Source organism: Moraxella oblonga NBRC 102422 (genome assembly GCF_001598275.1).
In the GTDB taxonomy this organism is placed as follows: Bacteria; Pseudomonadota; Gammaproteobacteria; order Pseudomonadales; family Moraxellaceae; genus Moraxella; species Moraxella oblonga.
Genome location: NZ_BCYQ01000036.1, coordinates 1 through 23,850 on the forward strand (window position 1 = coordinate 1; position 23,850 = coordinate 23,850).

The following is a 23,850-nucleotide window of genomic DNA, read 5'->3' on the forward strand; positions in this document are numbered from 1 at the left end:
GTAGCTTGGGGCGAACGGTTTTGGTGGTTTTTGAAGTTAAATCACTATACTTATCTTAAAATAGCGATAACCCCCCACTACCACAAGCAAGATCACCTGATTGTTACTTTTAACCCAAACACAAATGGTGCTTCATCTACGCCAAAAGCTATGGCAACTTGGTTGGTTGCCACACAATTCAAGATAATTTGGGGGCTTTTTGTTTAAGTTTTACTAAATATGCCATGGAGGGGTGTTGTAGCATGGTTTTGGAGTTGAGTTATTATAAAATTGGCACAAAAATACCACACACATTCACCATGCCTGCCTTGAAAATTCACCACAAATGTGCCAAAATGCGACATTTGTACATTTATCTGCATGAACATGACCTATCCAAACACCGACTTTCACCCACCCATTTGGCTAAAAAATCCCCATTTACAAACCATTTTGCCTCGTTATGTCATCAAACACACGCCTGCTTACACCCGTCTTTTAATCAAAGACAGTTTGCAAGAAAGCGATGTGGCGTTTGATTATCTACTCACAGATGATGTCAAAATAGACGGCAAATACCAAAAACCACTCATCGTTCTTTTTCATGGCATGGAAGGGTCAAGCCAAAGCCATTATGCCAAAAACCTAGCCAAAGCCATACATGAGGCGGATTGTCATTTTGTGGTGGCACATTTTCGTTCGTGTGGTGGTGTGGCAGTCTCTGGCAAGGTTTTTTATAACGCAGGCGACACCACTGAGATTCATCATTATTTGACCCATTTAGCCCAAGAATTTGACCAAATTTATGCCATCGGTGTCTCATTGGGGGGCAATGCCCTTGCCAAATATATGGGAGAGTACGACACAAACGCTATCCCCATTCGCTCTGTGGTGGTGTCTGCACCAGTAGATTTGGCAAGCTCTGCCATCGCAATGGAGCGACTTTTGGGACGACATATTTATACACCATACCTACTAAACCCCATCATCAAAAAAGCCCTAGACAACCATCTAACACCCGATGAACTAAAATCCCTCAAATCCGCCAAACGCATTGGTGATTTTGATAATATTTTTACCGCCCCTCGTCATGGTTTTCGCTCAAAAAACGATTATTATCGTCAATCGTCTGCTCTACCCTTTTTAATCAACATCAAAAAACCCACACTCATTATCACAGCCTGCGATGACCCCTTTTTGGGCTTGACCGCCGAACCAAGCGATGTGTCTGATGATGTGTGCTTACTCAACACCAAATACGGCGGACATATTGGTTTTTTAAATTATCATCATACCACCAAAAAGTTTGACACAAGTTTTATACCACGCCAAGCACTTGATTTTTTTGAGCTTAATAAATCAACATCGCCCACTCATCACATTGTTTAGTGCACTGATTTTATAAGAAGCCTTTTTATCTACCATTTATCATATTGCCATGAGACGACTTTTCTTTTTATCCATCACAATTTTATTGATTGAAATTTTTACCTATATAGGGGCAAAAGGGCTATTTTGGCTCATAAAACCTTACTTACCTACCGCCAAAACCGCAGTGATGATTGGCACATTTATCCTATCTCATCTATTTTTGGCAACATTATTTGTAGGGTTGTTTCGTTTGGGCGTAGGATATCTTGCGGTGCTATGGCTTGGTATGCTTGCCATCATCATCACATTTGGCATCGTTGGTTTGGCACGTTGGGCAGGCGTAGACACCACCACAAATGGCATGGTGCGTCTGTTTGGAGTGGGCGTGTTTGTTGGGCTTGTGGGACTATCAGTTTATAATGCGTACATACCTACCGTACGTCATCTGTCATTACAGATTGACAAACCCATAAACCCCCTTCGCATTGCCATGGTGAGCGATACGCACTTGGGCAATTTGGTAGGCGTACGTCAGCTAAACCGCCTCACCGACATTATTAGGCACGAAAAAGCCGACCTACTCATCATGCCGGGCGACATCATGGACGATGATACATACGCTTATTATGACAAAGGTATGGACGTGGCATTTGATAAACTTGTCAAATCCGTCAATGGCAACGCCATCGCCAGTCTGGGCAATCATGACCTATACAAAACAGACGAAAGATCTGCCATCGTCTTAGCCATTCGTGAAAGTGGGGCGATTTTGCTTGATGATAAAACACACACCCTAACCATCAACAATACACCCATCACCATCATAGGGCGTTATGACGACCACAACCACGAACGAAAAACCACACACGAACTCATGGCGGGTGTTGATACCAGCCATATGGTTATTTTGCTAGACCATAGACCCAGTCAAATTGATGAAAATATTAAGCTACCGATTGATTTGCAAGTATCAGGACATACGCACAACGGTCAAGTTTTCCCTGCCAACTTTATCGTCAAAGCTCTAAACCGTGTCGCCTATGGCTACGAACAGATTAACGGCACACACGTAGTAGTATCGTCAGGCTATGGCTTTTGGGGAATACCGTTTCGGCTAGGTTCACAAGCAGAAGTTTGGATGATTGACGTACAAGGCAAATAGACCAAAACACCAAGTCTATAACACACCTGCACGCTCCAATACCTCTTTTAGCACACTCTCGCCCACCGATGTCAGTCTTACACGATGTGATAAGCTGACACAGGGACGAATCCAACCTCTTTTAATGAGTTCATCCGCCACCCCTTCTTCCACCAACTCACCAAAACGCACAGGCTCTTTTTCTTCACTGACAATCACCGCCAACGCAGACAAAAGCAACGCCTCAAACTGTAAAGCCTTATGATGCTCATCATTTGGCTGATTGGTGGTTGGCTCTGTCGTTGGTAATTCGCCCACTGATTTGATGAGTACACACGGCATATCGCCAGTATTTTGGCTTAACTTTTCAATACGAATGCGATATAAAAACTCACCACCACTTAGATAAAAATAGTCTTTTTCATTTAAATTTACTTCGTTAAACACCACATCATTGTCAGCACTGATTTGGTCAAATGTTTGCAATTTTGTCAAATTATCTGCTTTAATGCGACTGATAAAAAATTGCCAATCCACCATCTTTGTACCAAACACCGCCCCAATGTGCGTTGCTAGCTCACCAAATGACATCGCCACATCCACATCAATCAAACGATGTAGCTCGGTAATGGGCAAAAACGGCTTAGCGAGTGAGATTTTTAGGCGGTAGGTGGTCATGATTTTTCCTTTTTATTAATTTGGTTTAAAACACCATAAATCATAAGATTTTTTAAATGGCAAATGTGGTGTCATTGTTTGTCCGCAATGTCAATCGTCTTAATCTCCAACAATCGCCACCGCTCACCCCAAAAATCATCACTTGGTTCAATTTTCATTTGATAAGTAATGATTTTGTCCACACCTGTTTTTCTGTCATAAAACATGGTCATTTGACAAACAAATACACTTTGCCCATTTGTCATTCGTTGGCATTGATATTGAGTAATGACTCTGTGCATGGTGTCATTTGGAATGTCGGCATGGGTCAAAGCACTTTTGAAAATTGCCTTTTCAAGAAATTTGGGGTCAGGGGCAACACCGCCAACCGTTGCTACTTGCCAAACAATCCCCACAAAAAATATCATGAACAAAAATCCCACCCCATAGAGCAGGATTTTTGCAGTCTTTTTCATCACGCATCAACGTCTGCATTTAGAGCATTTTCTTCAATAAAGGCACGTCTTGGCTCAACCTCATCACCCATTAGGCAGTTAAATAAGCGGTCGGCTTCAATGGCGTCCTCTATCGTGATTTTGAGCATATTGCGAGTTTCAGGATTCATGGTAGTTTCCCAAAGTTGGTCAGCATTCATCTCACCCAAACCCTTATATCGCTGAATGCCAAGCCCACGCCGAGCTTCTGCCATGATTTGCTCCCACAGGTGGTCAAAGTTTTTGATGGCAAAATCCTTACCACCTCGTCTAATAAAACTCTCAGGTGTCAAAATCGTATTCCAACTACTTGAAAATTTCATCAATCTGCCATAATCACCAGAGCCAACAAACAGATGGTCAAGTGTGTGGTATTGGGGCAACTGATGAATAAATAGAGTAATTTTTGGTAAATAAATTTGGCTCACCTCATCACCCCCAAAAGGTTCTAGGGTAACTTTTGGGTTGAGGTTATCTATTTTTTCATTTAAAACAGTTTGCAATGTGTCTACCCACGCCTGCAATGCCACTTTATCTTTTAGTGTTTCAATGTCCAATTTTGGCACAAAGGTCAGAGCATCAATCAGCACGCTTGGGTATTTTTGGGCAAGGCGGTTTTTGATGTTTTGAGCTTGGTTATAATCATTAAGCAATTTTTCAAGTGCCACACCACTCACCGCAGGGGTATCTTTATCCAAAAACAACTGATTGTCATCAATGGTGGACGACAGTAGATATGATTTTAGAGCGTCATCGTCTTTTAGATACAGCTCCTGTTTACCTTTTTTGATTTTGTAAAGTGGAGGCTGGGCGATGTAGATATGCCCACGCTCAATGAGTTCTGGCGTTTGACGGAAAAAGAATGTCAAAAGGAGCGTGCGAATGTGCGAGCCGTCCACATCGGCGTCCGTCATGATGATGATTTTGTGGTAGCGGAGCTTGTCGGGGTTGTACTCGTCCTTGCCAATGCCAGTCCCCAAAGCAGTGATGAGTGTGCCTACTTCGGCGGACGAGAGCATTTTGTCAAATCTGGCTCGCTCGACATTCAGAATCTTACCTTTTAGGGGCAAAATGGCTTGGGTCTTACGGCTACGCCCCTGCTTGGCAGAACCACCTGCCGAGTCCCCTTCCACAAGGTACAATTCAGACAAGGCAGGGTCTTTTTCTTGGCAATCGGCAAGTTTACCGGGCAGACCTGCGATATCAAGTGAGGTCTTACGGCGGGTCATCTCACGGGCTTTGCGAGCGGCTTCTCTTGCTCGGGCAGCGTCTAGGATTTTACCTGCGATTGCTTTGGCAGACGCAGGATTTTCAAGTAAAAACTCGGAGAGCTTTTCATGCATGACCGTCTCAACGGCGGATTTGACTTCGCTGGATACGAGCTTGTCTTTGGTCTGTGAGCTAAATTTAGGGTCAGGCACTTTGACCGACACAATCGCCACCAATCCCTCACGAGCGTCATCGCCTGTTACCGCCACTTTTTCTTTTTTGCCAATACCCTCGCTCTCCATGTAGTGATTAAGACAGCGAGTCAGTGCTGAGCGAAAGCCTGATAAGTGCGTACCACCATCTCGTTGGGGTATATTGTTGGTAAAGCAAAGCACCTTTTCATTAAAGCTGTCCGACCACTGCAAGGCGACCTCTACGCCAATGCCGTCCGTACTTTGGGCGGTGAAGTGAAAAATGTCGTTTAGGGTTTGTTTGCCATCATTGATGTAGCTGACAAATTCGCCCAAACCACCTTTATGCTCAAACACAAACTGCTTGCCGTCTCGCTCATCGGTCAAAACGATACGCACGCCTGAGTTTAAAAAGGACAACTCTCTTAGGCGTTTGGCTAAAATATCACAATCAAAAATCGTCCCACTAAAAATCTCAGCACTTGGGTAAAACCTTACCTGTGTGCCTTTTTTGGTGGTGGGTTCGAGTTGTTTTAGGGGGAAATCAGGCACGCCGTCCGTGTAGTCTTGGGTGTGGGCAAAGCCGTCTCGCCAGATATTGAGCGTGAGCTTAGATGATAGGGCATTGACCACCGACACGCCCACGCCATGCAGACCGCCTGAGACTTTGTAGTTGTTGTCATCAAACTTACCGCCAGCATGTAGCACCGTCATGATGACCTCCGCTGCCGACACGCCCTCCTCTGGGTGAATGTCCACAGGAATGCCTCGCCCGTTGTCCATGACCGACACACTCTCATCAGCATGAATGGTAACAAGCACTTCATCACAATGCCCAGCCAGTGCCTCATCAATGGCATTATCCACTACCTCAAACACCATGTGATGAAGCCCCGAACCGTCATCGGTATCGCCAATGTACATACCGGGACGCACTCGCACCGCCTCTAATCCACGAAGCACTCGCACGCTACTGGCATTATATTCGTTCGTTGAAATCTCACTCATAACTCATACTCTTAAAATGGGGTGGTTGATTTTAAACCCTTTAAAATCATCAAAAAAATCAACCAAAATTGTGGGCTATTATAGCATTTTTTGGGCGAAAAAGCACGGTAAAATGGTGGTAGCAATCGCCAAAAGGGTTGGTATGTTTCACATGGAACAATTTGGGTTTTGTGGGTGGGATTGGCTTTTCAAGGTGGGGGATTTTTGTTATGATAAACTGGCTTTTATGAGTTAAACAGGACAAACAAAATGAAAACTTTGGGTATTTTGGGTGGTATGTCGCCTGCCAGCACCGCCACTTACTACAATCTCATTAACCAAAAAATCAATGAAATCAAAGGGGCAAATACCACCGCCCCCATTATCCTATACAGCGTGGATTTTGAGCGGATTGTGGCGTGTCAAAAAGCGGACGATTGGCAAGCGTCAGGGCAGATTTTGGCGGACATGGCGGTCAAACTCCAAAGCATTGGAGCGGACGGGATTTTGCTCGCCACTAACACCATGCACAAAAATGCTCCACAGATTTTGGCGAGTATTTCTGTACCATTTTTACACATTGTCGATGCCCCTGCTCACGCCATTAAAGCCCAAAAGATTGACAAAGTGGCGTTACTTGGCACGCAGTTTGTCATGGAGCAAGATTTTTATAAAGACGGGTTGGCAAGTTTTGGCATTGAGACCATCACGCCAAACTCCGATGAGCGAGCCGACATTCATCGCATTATTTTTGATGAGTTGTGTGTCGGTCAAATTTGTGAAAATTCCAAAGAGCGTTATTTGCAAATCATTGCCAAATTAAAATCACAAGGAGCAAAAGGCGTGATTTTGGGTTGTACAGAAATTGGCTTACTTATCAATCAAGAGGATTTGGACATTCCTGTATTTGATACTGCCAGATTGCACGCAGACATGGCGGTGGATTTTATTTTGGGGGCGTGATTTTTATGTTATTTTTCAAAAACCACCACCCAATCAAATAGAGATAATTAAAGATTTAGACTTTCAACGGTGCGTGTTACGCACCTTATGAGTTTGCAGGTATTTTATTTGTGATTACGGTTGTGTTGCATTTATGGGAAATGTTGCGTTAAAAAATAAAAGCCATGATAAAAATGATAAAGGGTTATAAAAAATGAATGATTTATCTTATATCCAACCTGTCAAGATGTATGATTTAATACAAAAAATATCTACAAATCCAGATTGTCATGTTATGCCTAAATTGAACCATCATTCTGATTTAAAGTTACCCAAAGATTTGTTGGAATTTTATCGTTATTGTAATGGCGTGGAACTTTTTATACATTCAAAATATACTTATAAAATTGTTGGTATTGATGAAATAACAAGAACGGATTTAAATATATTTGGTGAATTGATGAATGAGGGTTCATCAGTGCATTGGTATAATATCGCCCATGATAATAATGGCGACTTTTTATCAATTGATTTATCTAAGGATAATTTTGGTCGTTGCTATGACAGTTTTTATGAAACTTATGGACTTATTGGCGATATGCCGATGATTGCTCAATCTTTTGGCGAATTGTTATTGAGATTGTTTGAAAGTCAAGGAAAATATCTGTATTGGCAAAAAGAGGATTGGCAACCATATTATTTTTTAGATAATTTATAAAATTTTTGTTATAATATATCCAACTTGACGGAGTGCGGTTGTGCTTTTAAAAAAGCAAAAGTCGCTGAGAGCTTAGGCAATCCGTTGAACCTGATACAGTTCATACTGTCGTAGGAAATCAAGTTTTCAAAGTCTTCTTTATAACCATTTGATTTTAAATGGTTATTTCTTTTCATCATAAGATTTTTGATGGCTTGATTTGTTTTTTAGCCATTTTTAAGGATTTTATGATGAGCCAAACCGCAAATCAAACCCCAACCGACATCATCAACCAGCACGAACAAGATGCCAAAGATTTAACTCGCATTTTGCCTGCATCTCACAAAATCTATGTACAAGGTTCACGCCCTGATATTCGTGTGCCATTTCGTGAAATTTCTCTAACCGATACGCCAACTGGCTTGGCAAAAGACGGTTTGGAAAAAAATGAGCCGATTTTGGTCTATGACACATCAGGCGTTTATACCGACCCAACTGTCAAAATTGATTTAAATCAAGGCTTGCCTAAATTGCGTGAAAACTGGATTGATGAACGAGATGACACCGAAATTTTACCAAAATTATCGTCAGAATTTGGACGACAGCGTTTAAATGACATTCGCACCGAAAATATCCGCTTTGCTCACATCACCAAACCCAGACGGGCAAAAGCAGGTAAAAACATCACGCAAATGCACTATGCACGGCAAGGCATCATCACCCCTGAAATGGAATATATCGCCATTCGTGAAAATCAAAAACAGCGTGCAGGTGTCGATACTCGTCAGCATCAAGGCGAGAATTTTGGGGCGAATAATTTGCGTGAAATTACCCCAGAATTTGTGCGTTCTGAGGTGGCGATGGGGCGTGCGATTATTCCGTGTAATATCAATCACCCAGAATGCGAGCCGATGATTATTGGGCGAAATTTTTTGGTCAAAATCAATGCCAATATTGGTAACTCAGCTCTTGGCTCATCGATTGATGAAGAAGTTGCCAAAATGACTTGGGCAACGCGTTGGGGAGCCGATACCATTATGGATTTATCCACAGGCAAAAATATTCACGAAACAAGGGAATGGATTATTCGTAATTCGCCTGTACCGATTGGCACGGTGCCGATTTATCAGGCGTTGGAAAAAGTAAATGGCGTGGCGGAAGATTTAACTTGGGAGATTTTTAAAGATACGCTGATTGAACAAGCTGAGCAAGGCGTGGATTATTTTACCATTCATGCAGGCGTTCTGCTCCGCTATGTGCCACTGACTGCCAATCGTTTGACAGGCATTGTCTCTCGTGGCGGTTCGATTATGGCACAGTGGTGCTTAGCTCATCATAAAGAAAACTTTATTTATGAGCATTTTGATGAAATTTGCGAGATTATGAAAGCCTATGATGTCTCGTTTAGTCTAGGCGATGGACTTCGCCCTGGTTGCATCCAAGATGCCAATGACGAGGCTCAATTTAGCGAATTAAAAACCTTAGGCGAGCTGACAAAACGAGCGTGGGAGCATGATGTACAAGTGATGATAGAGGGGCCGGGTCATGTGCCGATGCACATGATTAAAGAAAACATGGATTTACAGTTAGAACACTGCGGCGAAGCCCCATTTTATACGCTAGGACCGCTTGTTACGGACATTGCCCCTGCCTATGACCACATTACAAGTGCGATTGGGGCGGCGATGATTGGTTGGTATGGCACGGCAATGCTGTGTTATGTCACGCCAAAAGAGCATTTGGGTTTGCCCAACAAAAAAGATGTCAAAGACGGTATTATTACTTATAAAATTGCCGCTCACGCTGCCGACCTTGCCAAAGGGCATCCGTCCGCCCAAGTGCGTGATAATGCCTTGTCGAAAGCTCGTTTTGAGTTTCGTTGGGAAGACCAATTTAATTTGGCACTTGACCCTGATTCGGCACGAGCCATGCACGATGAAACCATGCCCAAAGAGGCTCATAAATCGGCTCATTTTTGCTCAATGTGCGGTCCAAAGTTTTGCTCAATGAAAATCACACAAAATGTCAGAGAGTACGCAAAGGGTATGGAAGAAATGAAGGAAAAATTTGCCGAGCAGGGTGGGGAAATTTATCAAACAGTCTAAAACCCAAAACCGTTGCTCAGACTGAGTAACGGTTTTTTTAAATCAAATTTCTGGCAAAGCTTCTCGCACCACCCCCTGTTCCACGTGAAACATTTTCAAGGGTGGTGATGGTTGTGACTTTGCTAATTTTTCTTGAATCTGTTGAGCGGTTTTTTGTTGCAAACTGGTCATGAGTGATTGGCAAGGAAGAGACAACACCACATCAAGTAAAATGTCCACCGCCCACTCATCAAGCTCAGCATCAACATCATCAATCAACACCACAGGCATACCACCACTGGCACAAATCATCTGTAACTGCGACAGCTTTAATGCGGTAATCAGCAGTTTTTTTTCACCCCGTGATAGTACATTGACAGCTTGTTCCTTAAATTTTTTATCACTGTCATTATAAAAATTTACCAGCACATCCGCTCTATGCGACCCCACACGAGTATAGCCAAGCATGATGTCAGATTCTAGGCGTTGCCCCAAAGTGTGAAACAGTCCCACCTTTTCATCAAAGCCTGCTTGATAAGATAGGTTAATATGGTCAGTATATTTTGGCAACAACCGCCCCAACATTGCCTTAAAATACACCCGCCAATTCTCAAACACCGCTTGACGACACTCGTGCAATACCTGAGCATGGCAGGATAATTCGTAATCCCATGCAGTGATTTCTTGGGGGCGTTGTCTGACATGAGAGGATTTGAGCAGGGCATTGCGTTGCTTTAAGACTTTTTGATAGGATAGCCACGCTCCATAAAAACGATGTTCCACGTGAAACACAAGCCAATCTAGCAACTGTCTACGACCGCCACTACCTTCTTCTAACAACTCCATACCACTTGGGTCAATGAGTAAAGTTGGCAAGGCAAAAGACAGCACACTCTGCGAGTACACATTCTGCCCATTCCGTTTCATGACAGACGTGGCAAAACTTTTGTCATCAAGGATTTTTTGAATACCCAGTTCACCCAACGTTGTTTTCGCCCATACCGTGCATGATGACTGATGATGTGTGATGAGTCGCTTGGGTTCGTGATGACGAAAGCTTTTACCCCGAGAAAGCAAAAACACCGCCTCCAAAAGCGATGTTTTGCCACTGCCATTTTGCCCAACAAACACGTTGCACGATGACAAATTCAAATCAATATCATACAAGTTTCTGATTTGAGTTATTTTTAATTTTTCTATCATATCATACACGCATTGGCATGACGATGTACTGATGAGCATGGTCATCGCCCACCTGATAGATGAGCGTGGGGCTAGTTGGATGCACCATTTCTAAACGAATATCCCCTTCCAAGACATTCAATACCGCACGCAAATATGCCTCGTTAAACGACACCTCAATCGCCTCACCTGTAAAATTAACAGGTAAATCCTCTACCGCTTCATCTTGTTCTCGGTTGTTAGAGCTTACCTGTGCCACTTGTGGTTCATTGAAACTCAAAATGACACCAGGGGAATCTTTGGTATTTAATACTGAAATACGGCGTAGGACACTCACCATCTCATCTTTATTGAAAATGGCAATTTTATCATGACCCACAGGCAACACACGGCGATAATCAGGGAACTTACCCTCAATCAAACGTGCGGTCAGATGAATCACCATCTCACCTGCAAAGTTGAGCGTAACGTACAAAAACTCCTCAGTAAAACCCAAGCTAACAATATCGTCTTCATGAGATACTTTTGCCAAATCAAGCAATAACCGCTCCAAGCCACCCACCGCCTTACCCGGAATGATGACTTTGGTTTGGGCATAGTCCTCATCAAGCACACGATGAGCCACCGCCAAACGATGTCCGTCGGTAGCAACCGCAGTAAGATTCTGAGCTTCAATTTCAAGCAGTAACCCCGTCAAATAATGGCGCACGTCTTGGGTTGCCATCGCAAAACGAGTATGTTTGATAAGCGAAAACAACGCTCCCAAACCCACTTTAATGGCTTGTTGCCCCTCTGGCTCGCCAATGCTAGGAAAATCGTGGGCAGGCAAGGTGCTAAGTGTGTATTTACCCTTACCACTGCTGATGTAGCAACGCTGTGCAGTTTTATCTGACTCAACCAGCACCATCTCTTCTGGTAATAGTTTGCAAATACCAAAAAACTTCTCAGCAGGCAACGTCATCTCACCTGCCTCCAAACACACACCCTCACCAATAACTAAATGATTGGTCAGCTCCACCTCCAAATCTGAGGCAGTCAGGGTTAGTTGATTTGGTGTAAGAGTTAGTTTTAGATTACGCAGTATCGGCATACGATGACGACTGTCCGATGCCTCAACCACAAGACTCATGGCTTTGATGAGTAAATCACGATTAATCAATAATTTCATAGCATTTTTCCATCACACAAATTCAAGGGTTGCCAATAAGGCTTGATAATCTTTTTCAATTTCAGGGTCACTCTCACGCAGTTTGGCAACCTGCTCACAGGCGTGAATAACTGTTGTATGGTCTCGTCCACCAAATGCTTGCCCTATTTCAGGAAAGCTGTCTTGGGTCAGCTCACGCACAAGTGCCATCGCCATCTGACGAGGACGCACTATGGGTCTGGCACGTTTTTTACCAAGCAAATCTTTGACAGGCACGCCATAATACTCCGCCACCACCTCACGGATGTTTTGAGCATTGACCGCCCGAGCTCTGGCTTCAATGCGGTCTTTTATGGCATGACGTACAAGACCAAGTGTTATCTCCCCTCCCATCAGCAAGGCATTGGCGTGTACTTGGTTTAATGCCCCTTCAAGACGGCGAACATCGGGTGGTACATTTTGAGCCATAAAAATCGCACAGTCCTTGGGCAATTCCATGCCCAACAAGGTTGCTTTTTTTTGCAAAATTTGCATTCGCATTTCAATGTCTGGTGGCTCAATGGGCAGAGTCAATCCACCAGAAAAACGAGATAGGAAACGACTGTCAAAATTCTCCATTTGTGATGGGGAACGGTCAGATGCCAAAATAAGCTGTTTGCCTCCCTGCGTAAACTCCTCAAATAACGTCATGAGTAACTGGGAAACTTTGGGGCCATTTTGGTTGTTGATGAGATGCACATCATCAATCATAAGCAAATCTGCTTGCAAAATATCTTTCACCAAACTCTCAGCTTTGCCATCTCCACCTCTTAGAGCATTGATTGCTATACGAAAAAACTGATCTTTACTAAAATAACAATAGTTTAAACCTGCTTTCTGGTAGCGGTGTGCCACTGCGTGCATGAGATGTGTTTTACCAAGTCCAGATGAACCATAGATAAAAAATAATGGCTGGCTTTTACCAGATTTGCCAATCTGCTTGGCAAGTTCCATACAAGCATTATAAGCCAATGTATTGGATTTTCCCTTGACAAAATTCTCAAAAATAAATTTCTCTTCAATGGAAGCACTAACTTCAATACACTCACCAATCGTGACATTATTTTTATTTTTGACCGCCCTGCCATTTGATGACAAAATCTGTTTTTTTAATACAACATGGGCAATATTATCATCCAGTCGCCTTAGTACTGACTCAATATTTGGCAAAAATACCACCGCATGACGCAAAAATACAGGGTTAATCCCAAGCAAGATCAAGGTGTCGCCATCAGCCACCGCTTTCAAAGGCTCAAGCCAACTTTTTAGCTCTTTTTCTGGTATATCATAACTAAGCTCATGCAGACAACGTTGCCACAACTGTTTCGTTTCTGGCACTTCTAGCGTTTCGTCCCACACATAAGTTTCAAACTTGGTGGAAGCTGACTTGGTCTGTGTCTTTTTGGCATGTGTCGCCCCCGATGATGTTGGATTCAACTCATCAAACAACCAGTCATCAAACAACGAGATATTTGCCACAACAACACCATCAACTAAAAATACACCACCATCATAACATAAAAATAATTTTTTTCAAGCCCCATGTCCTGTGGATAACCTTGTGGATAACCTTGTGGATAACAAAAAATACCAAAGTTATCCACATTTTATCCCAGACTTATCCACAGGTTTATCAACAATATAACTTATTGAAAAATAAAATAAAACAATACTTATCAACAGGTTTTTACCATGCTTATTATTATTAATATAAATATATATATAAATAATAAGCAAGCCAAAAACCTGTGGATAACTTTAAAAATTTTATAAAATCTACCAAAAACACATTCGCAATTTCAAAGGCTAACACATCAATACTATCCTGTCAAAGTACACCTACCAAGACCATTCAATACAAAATCATTTCACACACCAAAGACCCAAGTTAACAGCAAATCCAATACCAGCTCAAACATCAAAACCAACCCATCCAGCCAACTCAATAATCGGCAAACAATCTTTGCAAACCACTCATAAGACAAATAAAGCTTGACTGCACAGTATTTTTTTAGTAGAATGGGAGAGATTGTCAATCTTTGACAATTTTCATCCACATCGCCACACAAGGCTTCTGCAGAGCTTGGCGAGATAACCTTAAGGTAATTATCATGAAACGTACATTCCAACCCAGCGTTCTTAAACGCAAACGCACCCACGGTTTTCGTGCTCGTATGGCCACCAAAAATGGTCGCCAAGTTTTGGCTCGTCGCCGTGCCAAAGGTCGTCATCGTTTGACCGTATAACTTAGTTTTTACTAAGACACAAAGCACCTTCTGGGTGCTTTTTTTATTTCTATTCACTTTTTACGCCACTTTAAATTGACGAAATTGCCCAAGCCTTGTATTATAGACAATTTATCTGCATTTTTATCATGACTAACCCCACTTTTTCATTGACCAAGACAAAGCGACTGCTTGCTCCAAGTGAGTTTAAGGCGGTGTTTGATAATCCCATTAAAAAAATCCACAGTACACATTGTTTGTTGTTTGTGGCGGACACAGGGCAACTGCATGCACGTCTTGGACTTGCAATAACCAAGAAAAAACTTAAAAAAGCGGTGGATAGAAATTTAGTAAAACGCCATGCTCGTGAGGTGTTTCGTCTCAATCAACATGATTTTCCGCCTGTTGATTGTGTGTTAATTGTTAAAAGTGGGGCATTTGTTGGTAACAAAAAACAAAAAGTGGACAAAGAGGTTTCGTTGGCGATTGTTAAACAAGAGTTTGCTGAAATTTTTGCTAAATTGCCCAAATTGATGAATACTCAAGCCAAGTATTCTACCCATTTTGTTAAAACTGACAGCCTTGCCAATATCAGCAATGATTTCAAATCCGATGCGTAAATTTTTATTATTCCTAATCAAAATCTACCAAAAAATCATCAGTCCCACCTTACCTGCCCGTTGTCGTTATTATCCCACTTGCTCAGCTTATGCACGCACCGCCCTTTTAACACATCGTTTGCCGACCGCCCTACGATTGATTGCCATGCGTTTGGCACGTTGTCAGCCCTTTGGTGGGCATGGGGTGGATTTTGTGCCTGTGCCGATGTATCGCTATCATTTTGTGCCAACAAAATGGTCGCATTCTTGTGTGTTTGTGGATAACTTTTCTTATCAAAAGCGTCAAAATAAACTGGCAAACTGCTAATTTTGATAAAATGTTGGGCATTTTTCCTAATTTGTTGTAAAATAGCCAATTTTGATTATAAATTTGCAAAGGCAAGCTATGCAAAAAATTTTACGGACTTTAATCATTATCGCCATGCTCATCACTTCCTACCTGTTAGTGTTGGCGTGGCGAGATGACTATGCCAATGCCCCCAAAACCACCAAAATCGCCACTCAGGTAGTGCAAGGTGGCGGCGATGTGCCTGTGGTGCAAAATGGCGATGTGCCAACCATGCCAACCAGTACTCAATCACAAAGTGGTAACTTAATTCACGTTAGTACCGACCTGTATGATATTAGAATTGACCCTGTGGGCGGTGATGTGGTGCATGTGGCGTTGCGTGCTTATGATGCCAAACAAGGCGAGAAAGAGCCTTTTGTGCTGTTAGAGAGTAATAATGGACGCACTTATGTGGCTCAGTCAGGCTTGATTGGGCGTGATGGTATTGACACTCAGACAGGGCGAGCGGTGTATACTAGCCCCAGTCAGACATACACATTGGATGGGGCGACAGGTGAGTTACACGTGCCACTTATGTACAAAAAAGATGGCATTACCATTACCAAAACCTACACCTTCAAATCAGGTCAATACCCCATAACCGTCAGTTATAACATTAACAACCCCACCGCCAAAGACTGGCAGGGACAGATGTATGCTCAGCTAAAACGCGATAATAGCACCGATCCTGGTCTTGATAACAAGGGCATGATGGGTATGGCAACTTATCTGGGTGGGGCATGGGGTACGCCTGATAGTCCTTATAATAAATTGAAATTTAAGGATTTTAATGATGGTGAACTCAAAGCTGTCCACAAAGATGGCTGGGTGGGTGTGGTGCAACATTACTTTGTGTCAGCATGGACGCCTGCTGATTTTGATGGGTATTTTTTTAGTCGTTCATCAGGCAATGAAAACTACATCGGCTTTAATAGTCCTACCCTAAACGTCCCTGCTGGCAAGCAAGGTACGTGGGCGACCACACTTTATACAGGTCCCAAAATCCAAACAGAAATGGAAAAAGTCGCTACTGGTCTGAATCAGACGGTGGATTATGGCATATTTTGGCCGATTTCTAAGGTGATGTTTGCCATTTTGGAAACCTTACACAAAGTGTTTGGTAACTGGGGTTGGGCAATCGTGGGTTTGACCTTGATTGTCAAAATCGCCCTGTTTTGGCTTTCCAATAAAAGTTATACGTCTATGGCAAAAATGCGTGCCATTGCCCCTAAGCTTGAAGCTCTAAAAGAAAAGCATGGCGATGATCGTATGGCAATGAGTCAAGCGATGATGCAACTGTACCGTGATGAAAAGGTCAATCCAATGGCAGGCTGTTTGCCGATTTTGATGCAAATGCCGATATTTTTGGGGCTTTATTGGTGTTTGGTGGAGAGTGTGGAGCTTCGCCATGCTCCTTGGATTTTGTGGATTAAGGATTTGTCATCTATGGATCCTTGGTTTATTTTACCCATTTTTATGATGGCAACCATGTATTTCCAACAACTTCTAAACCCACAACCAACCGACCCCATGCAGGCTAAAATGATGAAGTTAATGCCACTTATTTTTGGGGTATTTATGCTGTTTTTCCCAGCAGGTTTGGTGCTATATTGGACGGTGAACAACTTGTTTAGTATGACACATCAGCAGTTGGTTAATAAACGTGTTGAAAAGCAAATGGCAAACAAAACTGCCTAATTTACAAAAAATCCCGCCCAATAATGGTGGGATTTTTTTATATTCAAACGACCTTAAAAATGATAGAATAATAGGTTAAATCTTAAAATACTGTATTATGCCAAATTCAACTCAACAACCCACTATTGTTGCCATTGCCAGCCCCATAGGGCAGGGTGGGGTGGGTGTCATTCGTCTGTCTGGACGCACTGCCCATGCGATTGGTTGTGCCATTTCGGGTAAATCTGCACTCACGCCACGTCATGCTCATTTTGCCAAATTTAAGAATGTACAAGGAGCAACCATTGATGAGGGGGTGGTGCTGTATTTTAAAGCTCCCCATTCGTTCACGGGCGAGGACGTGGTGGAACTCCAAGGGCATGGCGGTATGGTGCTACAAAATATGCTCCTTGCTCGTTGTTTTGAGCTTGGAGCAAGGCAAGCGAATGCTGGCGAATTTTCCATGCGTGCCTTTGAGAATGATAAGATTGATTTGGTGCAAGCTGAAGCAATTGCCGATGCGATTAGTGCCACAAGTATCGCCCAAGCGACGAGTGCCATTCGTTCGTTGTCTGGAGAATTTTCAAGTAAAATCAATGAGTTGTCAGAAAACATTACCAATCTACGCCTATATGTGGAAGCAAGTATTGATTTTCCTGATGAAGAAGATGTGGATTTTTTGTCCGATGGGGTGATTGAGGGCAAATTAAATGCCATTACTGCCCAAATCGATGAAATTTTAGCCACCGCCAAACAAGGTCAACTGCTCCGTGACGGCGTTCAGGTTGTTCTGGCAGGTCGCCCCAATGCGGGCAAATCCAGTTTGTTAAATCGCTTGGCTGGTACAGAGCGAGCGATTGTAACTGATGTGGCAGGGACAACACGGGATACGCTGTCTGAAACTTTGATTTTGGATGGCTTAAACGTACATTTGACTGACACGGCAGGGCTACGAGCAACTGATGATAAGGTGGAGCAAATTGGCATAGACCGTGCCAAAAGTGCAATGAAGCAGGCAGACATCTTGTTGTTTGTGTATGACGTGGGTGTAGAAAAGACCCCATTTGACCTTGCCAAAGAGTTGTTTGCTGATATCATTGCTGAAATTGGTATGGTAAGCTTTGAGCATAAACTCATTATGGTTGCCAATAAATCCGATTTGCTTGACGATGTTCCACGTGAAACTATTGCTCATATTACCCACACTACTCATCAAAATTCATCCAATGTTTCACGTGAAACATCATTCATGGCAAATGTCAGTCAAGCCTACATTTCATGTCAAACAGGTCAAGGAATGAATGAGTTGGTGCAACTGCTAAAAAATAAAGTTGGTTTCCATCCCCCAGAAAATAGTCTAATTGCACGCACTCGCCATATTGATGCCTTAAAACGTGCCAAAGCTCATACTAACGACGCTCATGAACAGCTGACCATTTACCATGCAGGGGAGTTGGTGGCGGAGAGCTTGCGACTTTCGCAAATGGCACTTGGTGAAATTACTGGGCAGATGAGTGCTGATGAATTGTTGGGGCGGATTTTTTCAAGTTTTTGTATTGGAAAGTAGGAGAAAAAGTGCATTGTCCTTTTTGTAGTGCTATAGATACCAAAGTGATAGATTCACGCCTTGCCGCCGAAGGGTCTCAGGTGCGTCGCCGTCGCCAATGCACAGAATGCGGTGAGCGGTTTACCACCTTTGAGGTGATGGAAGTGGTTATGCCACGCATCATCAAAAATAATGGTCGGCGTGAACCCTATGATTATAACAAACTTCGCCGTTCTATGGCGTTGCCCCTACAAAAACGCCCAATCAGTATTGATGAAATAGACGCCATTGTTCATCGCATTGAACAGCGTTTGCGTCAAACTGGTGAGCGAGAAGTGTCTAGCAAAATGCTGGGGGAGATTGTGATGAGTGAATTAAAGGCGATTGATGATGTCGCCTATGTGCGTTTTGCCAGCGTCTATCGGGATTTTCAGGACATTGAGGCGTTTGCCAATGAGCTTGCCAACATTCGCCCCAAAAGCGACAGCGTAGAAAAAACAAAAAATGGTGAATGATGTTTCATATGGAACATTTGACTTTTTGGGGTAACCGCCCAAATTTTTAAATCAAAAAGGAAAAAAATTATGAGCCTAAAACAAGCCAAAACCCTAATGACCCAAGATGAGTTTTGGAATATTATCGCCAAATCCAACAAAGGCGAAAATTTACACGAAGTGCTAAGCAAATTTAGCGATGATAAGATTTTTGGCTATTGTTATTGGTGGGATTATTTTTATACCATTTCTTATAAGCAAGACCTATGGGCGGTGGCTTATGTGGTTATGGGCGATTGTGATGATGATAACTTTGATGATTTTCGTTATTGGCTAATATTTCAAGGGCGAGAAGTGTTTGAAAGTGCAATGAAAGATGTGGATAGTTTGTGTGAGGTTTTTGAAAAAATGGGGGATAATGATTATCCTGCAAGGTCGGAAGAGATGACCGATACACCGCAAGAGATTATTGACGAAAGACACGGCGATGACGCATTTTATGAAATGGAAGAATTGTATTCGGATTTGTATTTAGATTATCCAAAGATTAATTTTGATTGGAATAAAGATGATGAAAACTCCATTCGTCAAATTTGCCCCAAGACTTTTGATAAATGGTGGGGGAATGATAGATTTTAATTATTCCACTTAATAAACCATTTGCACCTTTGGTTGATTTGTTTAAAAGTAAATTTTAGACAATACTATCCAATCATAATGATTGATAAATAATTTAATTAATTTAAAAACCCAACAATGACCACCTTATCCCTACTCTCCCCAAGCCTAATCGCCCAGCTCTCGCCCAGTTTGCCAGATGATGAAACATTTATGACAATGGCAATAGAGGAAGCCAAACAAGGCATCTACACCACTCGCCCAAACCCTGTGGTGGGCTGTGTGATTGTCAAAGATGGAGAGGTTTTGGGTAAAGGCTTTCACCCCAAAGCAGGGTTGCCCCACGCCGAAATTTTTGCCCTAAATAATGCCAAAGAACAAGGCTTTGATGTGGTAGGGGCAAGTGCTTATGTTACGCTTGAACCGTGTAGCCATTTTGGGCGTACACCGCCGTGTGCTAATGCCTTGATAAATAGCGGTGTCGCTCGTGTCGTGGTGGCGTGCCTTGACCCCAATCCAAAGGTGGCAGGCTCTGGGGTGGCAATGCTGATGGGTGCAGGGATTGCCGTATCGGTGGGCGTGTGTCAAGATGAGGCACAAAGGCTTAATCACGGCTTTTTAAAGGCGATGGCGGTGGGAATGCCCTTCGTACGGCTTAAACTTGGTATTAGCCTAGATGGGCGTGTGGCAATGGCAAATGGGCAGTCCAAATGGATTACAGGCGAGCAAGCACGAAGTGATGTTCAGCGTTTGCGTGCGATGAGTGGGGCGATTGTTACAGGCTCTGGCACGATTTTGGCGGACAATCCAAGCCTAAATGTACGAGCAAATATTGATGGCACGCCACCCAGCCAAATCCCACCGCCCAAAATCGTGGTGGTGGATAGAAGTGGCAAACTGCACGCCAAGGCGGATTTGACCGTGTTACAAAATTCTGATACGCTGATATGGCAAGGCGATTTGAATACGCTGTTAAAAACCTTAGTGGCGGATTATCAGATTTATGATGTCTTGGTAGAAGCAGGGGCGACTTTGGCAGGTGCGTTTTTGCAAGCAGGTTTGGTGGACGAGCTGATTGTCTATCAAGCACCGTGTTTGTTGGGTGTCAATAGTAAGCCGATGTTTTTGGGCGACTTTGATGATTTAAAAGATAAATTAAACTTTGAATTAAAAGATACTAAACAAATTGGGCAAGATGTCAGATTGACTTTAACGCCAATTGTTAAATAGGTCAAAAAGTTATCCACAGCCATATCACTTCAAGCACTACTGTGGATAAGTGTCAAAATTGTTCCACGTGAAACTGTGGAAAACTTCTAAAAAATTTATGAATGACGTTGTGGATAATTTATCAGTTCCACGTGGAACACTTGATATTGCTAGGTTTCATGTGGAACACATATTGAGATAAAATGTTTCACATGAAACATGATTGAGGTGTGGATAAGTTGCTATTTTGATGTGGTCGGTGATTTGATAACCCATGTTATCCACAGCATGGTTTTTGTATATTTGATGAATTAGAATGGGGAAAACAATGTTTACAGGTCTGATAGAAGCCACAGGCACACTCATCGCTATGACACCCACAGGGGGCGATGTACGCCTGACAATCCGTTCGCAAAGCCTTGATTTTGGCGATGTTAAATTGGGCGACTCCATCGCCAGTAATGGCATTTGTTTGACGGTGGTTGCCCTTGATGGCAACAGTTACGAAGTTGATGTTTCACAAGAAACCTTACACAAATCCGCCCTTGCTGGCTGGAAAGTGGGCGACACTCTAAACTTAGAAAAGGCAATGCTCCCCACCACTCGCTTTGGTGGGCATATGGTGGCAGGGCATATTGATGGCGTGGGACGGATTGTCAAAATCGCCAAAGACGCTCGCTCCATTTATGTGGAAGTGGCAATCCCCAAAGAGTTGATGAAATACACTGCCGACAAAGGCTCCATCACAGTGGACGGCATTAGTTTAACCACCAACGCCATTAAACCGTCCGAAAATATCGTGTGCCTAAACATCATTCCGCACACCGCCAAAGAGACCAATATTGATAAGCATTGGCGTGTGGGGGCAAGGGTTAATATAGAAGTGGATTTGGTGGCTCGTTATTTGGAGCGGTTGCTGTTGGGGCAAAAAGAGACACCAACCAGTAACATTACGATGGAATTTTTGGCGGAAAATGGGTTTGTGTGAGGCAAAAATGGCATTGTATAGAATTCATATTCGTCCAAAAGGTGGAATAAAAAATATAAAGACAACCTTTGATTATTGTTATAATAATAATATCTTGGGTGTAGGTTGGCGAGTAAAAGACCTTGACAATACAACGGATTGGAATTTGTATTATGAAAAAGCCAAATCACATTACAAAAATTTAAGTCGGTGCAAGTATATCAAAAGATATATCAAAAAAAAATGATTTGGTTTGGACAAGAGATGGGCAAGGCGATTATTATTTGGCAAAGGTAAAATCAGGTTGGGAATATTTTACAACAGATGAAAGCAATCAAAATGATATTGACATTGCCAATATTTTTAGGGTTGATTTTGCAAAAATTCCAATAGATATGGTTTCTGGAAAAGTAATTGCCTGTTTTAGAGCATCAAGAACAATACAAGCAATTTCTGAACTTAAAAATCTTGAATATGCCAAATATCTGTGGAATAAATTTTCTAAAATAAATCATTATGATAATATAAATTTTGATGAGTTTGAAAAATGTGAAAATATATTTACGATGTTGGACGATAAAGAAACAGAAGATATTGTATTTTTATATTTGCAGGATTTGGGTTGGTATGTTGTGCCAAATTCAAGGCAATCTGACACTTTTTGTTTTGAATATTTTTTGGTTAATAAAAATACCAAAGAAAAAGCAAGGGTGCAGGTTAAAACAGGTAAAACTGAACTTAATCAGCAAAATTATACAAAATTTGATGAAAAGATATTTTTGTTTCAGTCAAATGACTTGTATAAAGGCATAAATACTGATAATGTGGTTGCTATTAGGTCAAGTGATATTTTGGATTTTATGAAAAAGTCCTTAGATTGGCTACCAAGTAATTTTAAAACCAAATTTGATATGATTTCTTTGGGGAAATCATAAAATTAAAAAATGATTTAAGTGGTAAAAAAATGAATAAATTAAAAGTTGTATTTGCAGGCACGCCAGACTTTGCCAAAGTCGCCCTACACGCCTTGATTGATAAGGCAGATGAGCTCAATATTGATATTGTGGCGGTCTATACCCAGCCTGATAGAAAGGCAGGACGAGGGCAAAAACTTGCCCAAAGCCCTGTTAAGGAGCTTGCCCTTAGCCATAATATCCCTGTGGAACAGCCACCGACATTTAGCCTAAAATCGGACGATGGCAAGGTGGCACGAGAAACTTTGGCAAATTATCGCCCTGATGTGATGGTGGTCTGTGCCTATGGGCTGATTTTACCGATGGGCGTACTAAATACACCTCGTTTTGGTTGTCTTAACATTCACGGTTCACTGCTCCCTAGATGGCGTGGGGCAGCCCCCATTCATCGCTCGATTTTGGCAGGCGATGATGAGAGTGGCATTACCATTATGCAGATGAACGAGGGGCTAGATACTGGCGATATGCTTTATAAAGTCTCTTGTCAAATCAATGACTTAGACACCACGCAAACCCTGCACGACAGACTTGCCACACTTGGCGGTCAAGCGATGATAACGGTATTAAAAGATTTAAAAAATTATCAAAATAACGCCCAAAAACAAGACGAAACTTTGGTAAATTATGCCCAAAAAATCAGCACCGATGAAGGGCAAATTAACTGGAATAACAGTGCCAATCATATTAACCGCCAAATCCGCGCCTTAAATGCCTATACCTTTTTGAACAGTGAGCGGATTAAAATTTTAGAATGTTTGCCAATTAAGCCTGAACAAACCACCAGCGAGCCTGCTGGTAAAATCATCAGCGTGGGCAAAAAGGCGATTTTAATTGCGTGTGGGGCAGATGATAATGGCAATGGGCATTTAATTAACATCACCAAAATGCAATGGGCAGGCGGAAAACCGCTAAGTGCTGAACAAATTGCCGTGGGTGATAAATTACAAGATGGGCAGATGTTTGATTTGTGATGTATATGCCAAAATCGTTTTAAAAGTGCTTGCCGTATATTCTGTAAGGTTTAGACTTTGAGGGGTATGTTATACATATACTAAACAAACCTAAAAACTAG

General features: G+C 42.4%; 22 protein-coding genes and 1 riboswitch. Of the genes, 16 read left to right on the forward strand and 6 right to left on the reverse strand.

Annotation, left to right across the window (positions count from 1 at the left end):
- Positions 1 to 360 precede the first annotated feature (360 nt).
- Entirely contained in the window at positions 361 to 1,368 is a 1,008-nt protein-coding gene (locus MOB01S_RS09410; protein ID WP_066804433.1) for a YheT family hydrolase, read from the forward strand.
- A gap of 49 nt (positions 1,369 to 1,417) precedes the next feature.
- Positions 1,418 to 2,512: a metallophosphoesterase gene (locus MOB01S_RS09415; protein ID WP_066804435.1), complete on the forward strand. Its 1,095-nt coding sequence runs from the start codon at positions 1,418 to 1,420 to the stop codon at positions 2,510 to 2,512.
- A 15-nt stretch (positions 2,513 to 2,527) separates the two neighbouring features.
- On the opposite strand, the gene MOB01S_RS09420 is transcribed toward MOB01S_RS09415, so the two are convergent.
- The 3 genes from MOB01S_RS09420 to gyrB all read right to left on the reverse strand — a co-directional run bounded on the left by MOB01S_RS09420 (position 2,528) and on the right by gyrB (position 6,050).
- Complete coding sequence (locus MOB01S_RS09420) at positions 2,528 to 3,169, reverse strand: hypothetical protein (protein ID WP_066804437.1); 642 nt, start codon at positions 3,167 to 3,169, stop codon at positions 2,528 to 2,530.
- 71 nt (positions 3,170 to 3,240) lie between these two features.
- On the reverse strand, positions 3,241 to 3,624 hold the full coding sequence (locus MOB01S_RS09425) for a hypothetical protein (RefSeq protein ID WP_066804440.1): 384 nt from the start codon (positions 3,622 to 3,624) through the stop codon (positions 3,241 to 3,243).
- Positions 3,624 to 6,050: a DNA topoisomerase (ATP-hydrolyzing) subunit B gene (gene gyrB / locus MOB01S_RS09430; RefSeq protein ID WP_066804443.1), complete on the reverse strand. Its 2,427-nt coding sequence runs from the start codon at positions 6,048 to 6,050 to the stop codon at positions 3,624 to 3,626. The genes MOB01S_RS09425 and gyrB overlap by 1 nt, the downstream gene beginning before the upstream one ends.
- Before the next feature lie 249 nt (positions 6,051 to 6,299).
- Here gyrB and MOB01S_RS09440 point away from each other — a divergent pair, with 249 nt between their 5' ends.
- The 3 genes from MOB01S_RS09440 (at position 6,300) to thiC (ending at position 9,773) form a co-directional block, all read left to right on the forward strand.
- Positions 6,300 to 6,992, forward strand: a complete 693-nt coding sequence (locus tag MOB01S_RS09440; RefSeq protein ID WP_066804448.1) for an aspartate/glutamate racemase family protein — start codon at positions 6,300 to 6,302, stop codon at positions 6,990 to 6,992.
- A gap of 193 nt (positions 6,993 to 7,185) precedes the next feature.
- Positions 7,186 to 7,689 carry an SMI1/KNR4 family protein gene (locus tag MOB01S_RS09445; RefSeq protein ID WP_066804451.1) on the forward strand — a complete coding sequence of 168 codons (504 nt, stop codon included), beginning with the start codon at positions 7,186 to 7,188 and terminating at the stop codon, positions 7,687 to 7,689.
- Positions 7,690 to 7,707: 18 nt separating this feature from the next.
- A riboswitch (TPP riboswitch) is annotated at positions 7,708 to 7,824 on the forward strand.
- Between the two features lie 95 nt (positions 7,825 to 7,919).
- Positions 7,920 to 9,773 carry a phosphomethylpyrimidine synthase ThiC gene (gene thiC / locus MOB01S_RS09450; RefSeq protein WP_066804496.1) on the forward strand — a complete coding sequence of 618 codons (1,854 nt, stop codon included), beginning with the start codon at positions 7,920 to 7,922 and terminating at the stop codon, positions 9,771 to 9,773.
- 42 nt (positions 9,774 to 9,815) lie between these two features.
- Here the strand turns inward: thiC and recF are convergent, their stop codons facing one another.
- The 3 genes from recF to dnaA are packed head-to-tail and all read right to left on the reverse strand — an operon-like array spanning position 9,816 to position 13,599.
- Positions 9,816 to 10,955, reverse strand: a complete 1,140-nt coding sequence (recF, locus tag MOB01S_RS09455; RefSeq protein ID WP_066804454.1) for a DNA replication/repair protein RecF — start codon at positions 10,953 to 10,955, stop codon at positions 9,816 to 9,818.
- A gap of 1 nt (position 10,956) precedes the next feature.
- A complete protein-coding gene (gene dnaN, locus MOB01S_RS09460) occupies positions 10,957 to 12,102 on the reverse strand; it encodes a DNA polymerase III subunit beta (protein WP_066804457.1) in 1,146 nt (381 codons plus the stop codon).
- Positions 12,103 to 12,114: 12 nt separating this feature from the next.
- Complete coding sequence (dnaA, locus tag MOB01S_RS09465; RefSeq protein WP_245640028.1) at positions 12,115 to 13,599, reverse strand: chromosomal replication initiator protein DnaA; 1,485 nt, start codon at positions 13,597 to 13,599, stop codon at positions 12,115 to 12,117.
- A 632-nt stretch (positions 13,600 to 14,231) separates the two neighbouring features.
- On the opposite strand from dnaA, the gene rpmH reads away from it, so the two are divergent.
- The 11 genes from rpmH to fmt all read left to right on the forward strand — a co-directional run bounded on the left by rpmH (position 14,232) and on the right by fmt (position 23,749).
- Positions 14,232 to 14,366, forward strand: a complete 135-nt coding sequence (gene rpmH / locus MOB01S_RS09475; RefSeq protein WP_029103370.1) for a 50S ribosomal protein L34 — start codon at positions 14,232 to 14,234, stop codon at positions 14,364 to 14,366.
- Positions 14,367 to 14,494: 128 nt separating this feature from the next.
- The gene (rnpA, locus tag MOB01S_RS09480) at positions 14,495 to 14,965 is read left to right on the forward strand and encodes a ribonuclease P protein component (RefSeq protein ID WP_066804462.1); all 471 of its coding nucleotides are present in this window, start codon (positions 14,495 to 14,497) and stop codon (positions 14,963 to 14,965) included.
- Positions 14,958 to 15,272 carry a membrane protein insertion efficiency factor YidD gene (yidD, locus tag MOB01S_RS09485; protein WP_245640029.1) on the forward strand — a complete coding sequence of 105 codons (315 nt, stop codon included), beginning with the start codon at positions 14,958 to 14,960 and terminating at the stop codon, positions 15,270 to 15,272. The genes rnpA and yidD overlap by 8 nt, the downstream gene beginning before the upstream one ends.
- A 78-nt stretch (positions 15,273 to 15,350) precedes the next feature.
- Positions 15,351 to 16,991 carry a membrane protein insertase YidC gene (gene yidC / locus MOB01S_RS09490; RefSeq protein ID WP_066804465.1) on the forward strand — a complete coding sequence of 547 codons (1,641 nt, stop codon included), beginning with the start codon at positions 15,351 to 15,353 and terminating at the stop codon, positions 16,989 to 16,991.
- 97 nt (positions 16,992 to 17,088) lie between these two features.
- Positions 17,089 to 18,537, forward strand: coding sequence for a tRNA uridine-5-carboxymethylaminomethyl(34) synthesis GTPase MnmE (gene mnmE, locus MOB01S_RS09495; protein ID WP_066804468.1), 1,449 nt, complete (start codon positions 17,089 to 17,091; stop codon positions 18,535 to 18,537).
- Between the two features lie 8 nt (positions 18,538 to 18,545).
- Positions 18,546 to 19,031: a transcriptional regulator NrdR gene (nrdR, locus tag MOB01S_RS09500; RefSeq protein ID WP_066804479.1), complete on the forward strand. Its 486-nt coding sequence runs from the start codon at positions 18,546 to 18,548 to the stop codon at positions 19,029 to 19,031.
- A 69-nt stretch (positions 19,032 to 19,100) separates the two neighbouring features.
- Entirely contained in the window at positions 19,101 to 19,649 is a 549-nt protein-coding gene (locus MOB01S_RS09505) for a DUF4240 domain-containing protein (protein WP_066804483.1), read from the forward strand.
- Between the two features lie 117 nt (positions 19,650 to 19,766).
- A complete protein-coding gene (gene ribD, locus MOB01S_RS09510; protein WP_084349694.1) occupies positions 19,767 to 20,858 on the forward strand; it encodes a bifunctional diaminohydroxyphosphoribosylaminopyrimidine deaminase/5-amino-6-(5-phosphoribosylamino)uracil reductase RibD in 1,092 nt (363 codons plus the stop codon).
- A gap of 307 nt (positions 20,859 to 21,165) precedes the next feature.
- Positions 21,166 to 21,825, forward strand: a complete 660-nt coding sequence (locus MOB01S_RS09515) for a riboflavin synthase (RefSeq protein ID WP_066804490.1) — start codon at positions 21,166 to 21,168, stop codon at positions 21,823 to 21,825.
- 263 nt (positions 21,826 to 22,088) lie between these two features.
- Positions 22,089 to 22,739, forward strand: coding sequence for a hypothetical protein (locus MOB01S_RS12645; RefSeq protein ID WP_174521838.1), 651 nt, complete (start codon positions 22,089 to 22,091; stop codon positions 22,737 to 22,739).
- Positions 22,740 to 22,768: 29 nt separating this feature from the next.
- Positions 22,769 to 23,749 (forward strand): methionyl-tRNA formyltransferase, encoded by a 981-nt coding sequence (gene fmt, locus MOB01S_RS09525; protein WP_066804493.1) that lies wholly within the window; start codon positions 22,769 to 22,771, stop codon positions 23,747 to 23,749.
- The last annotated feature ends 101 nt before the right edge of the window (positions 23,750 to 23,850 follow it).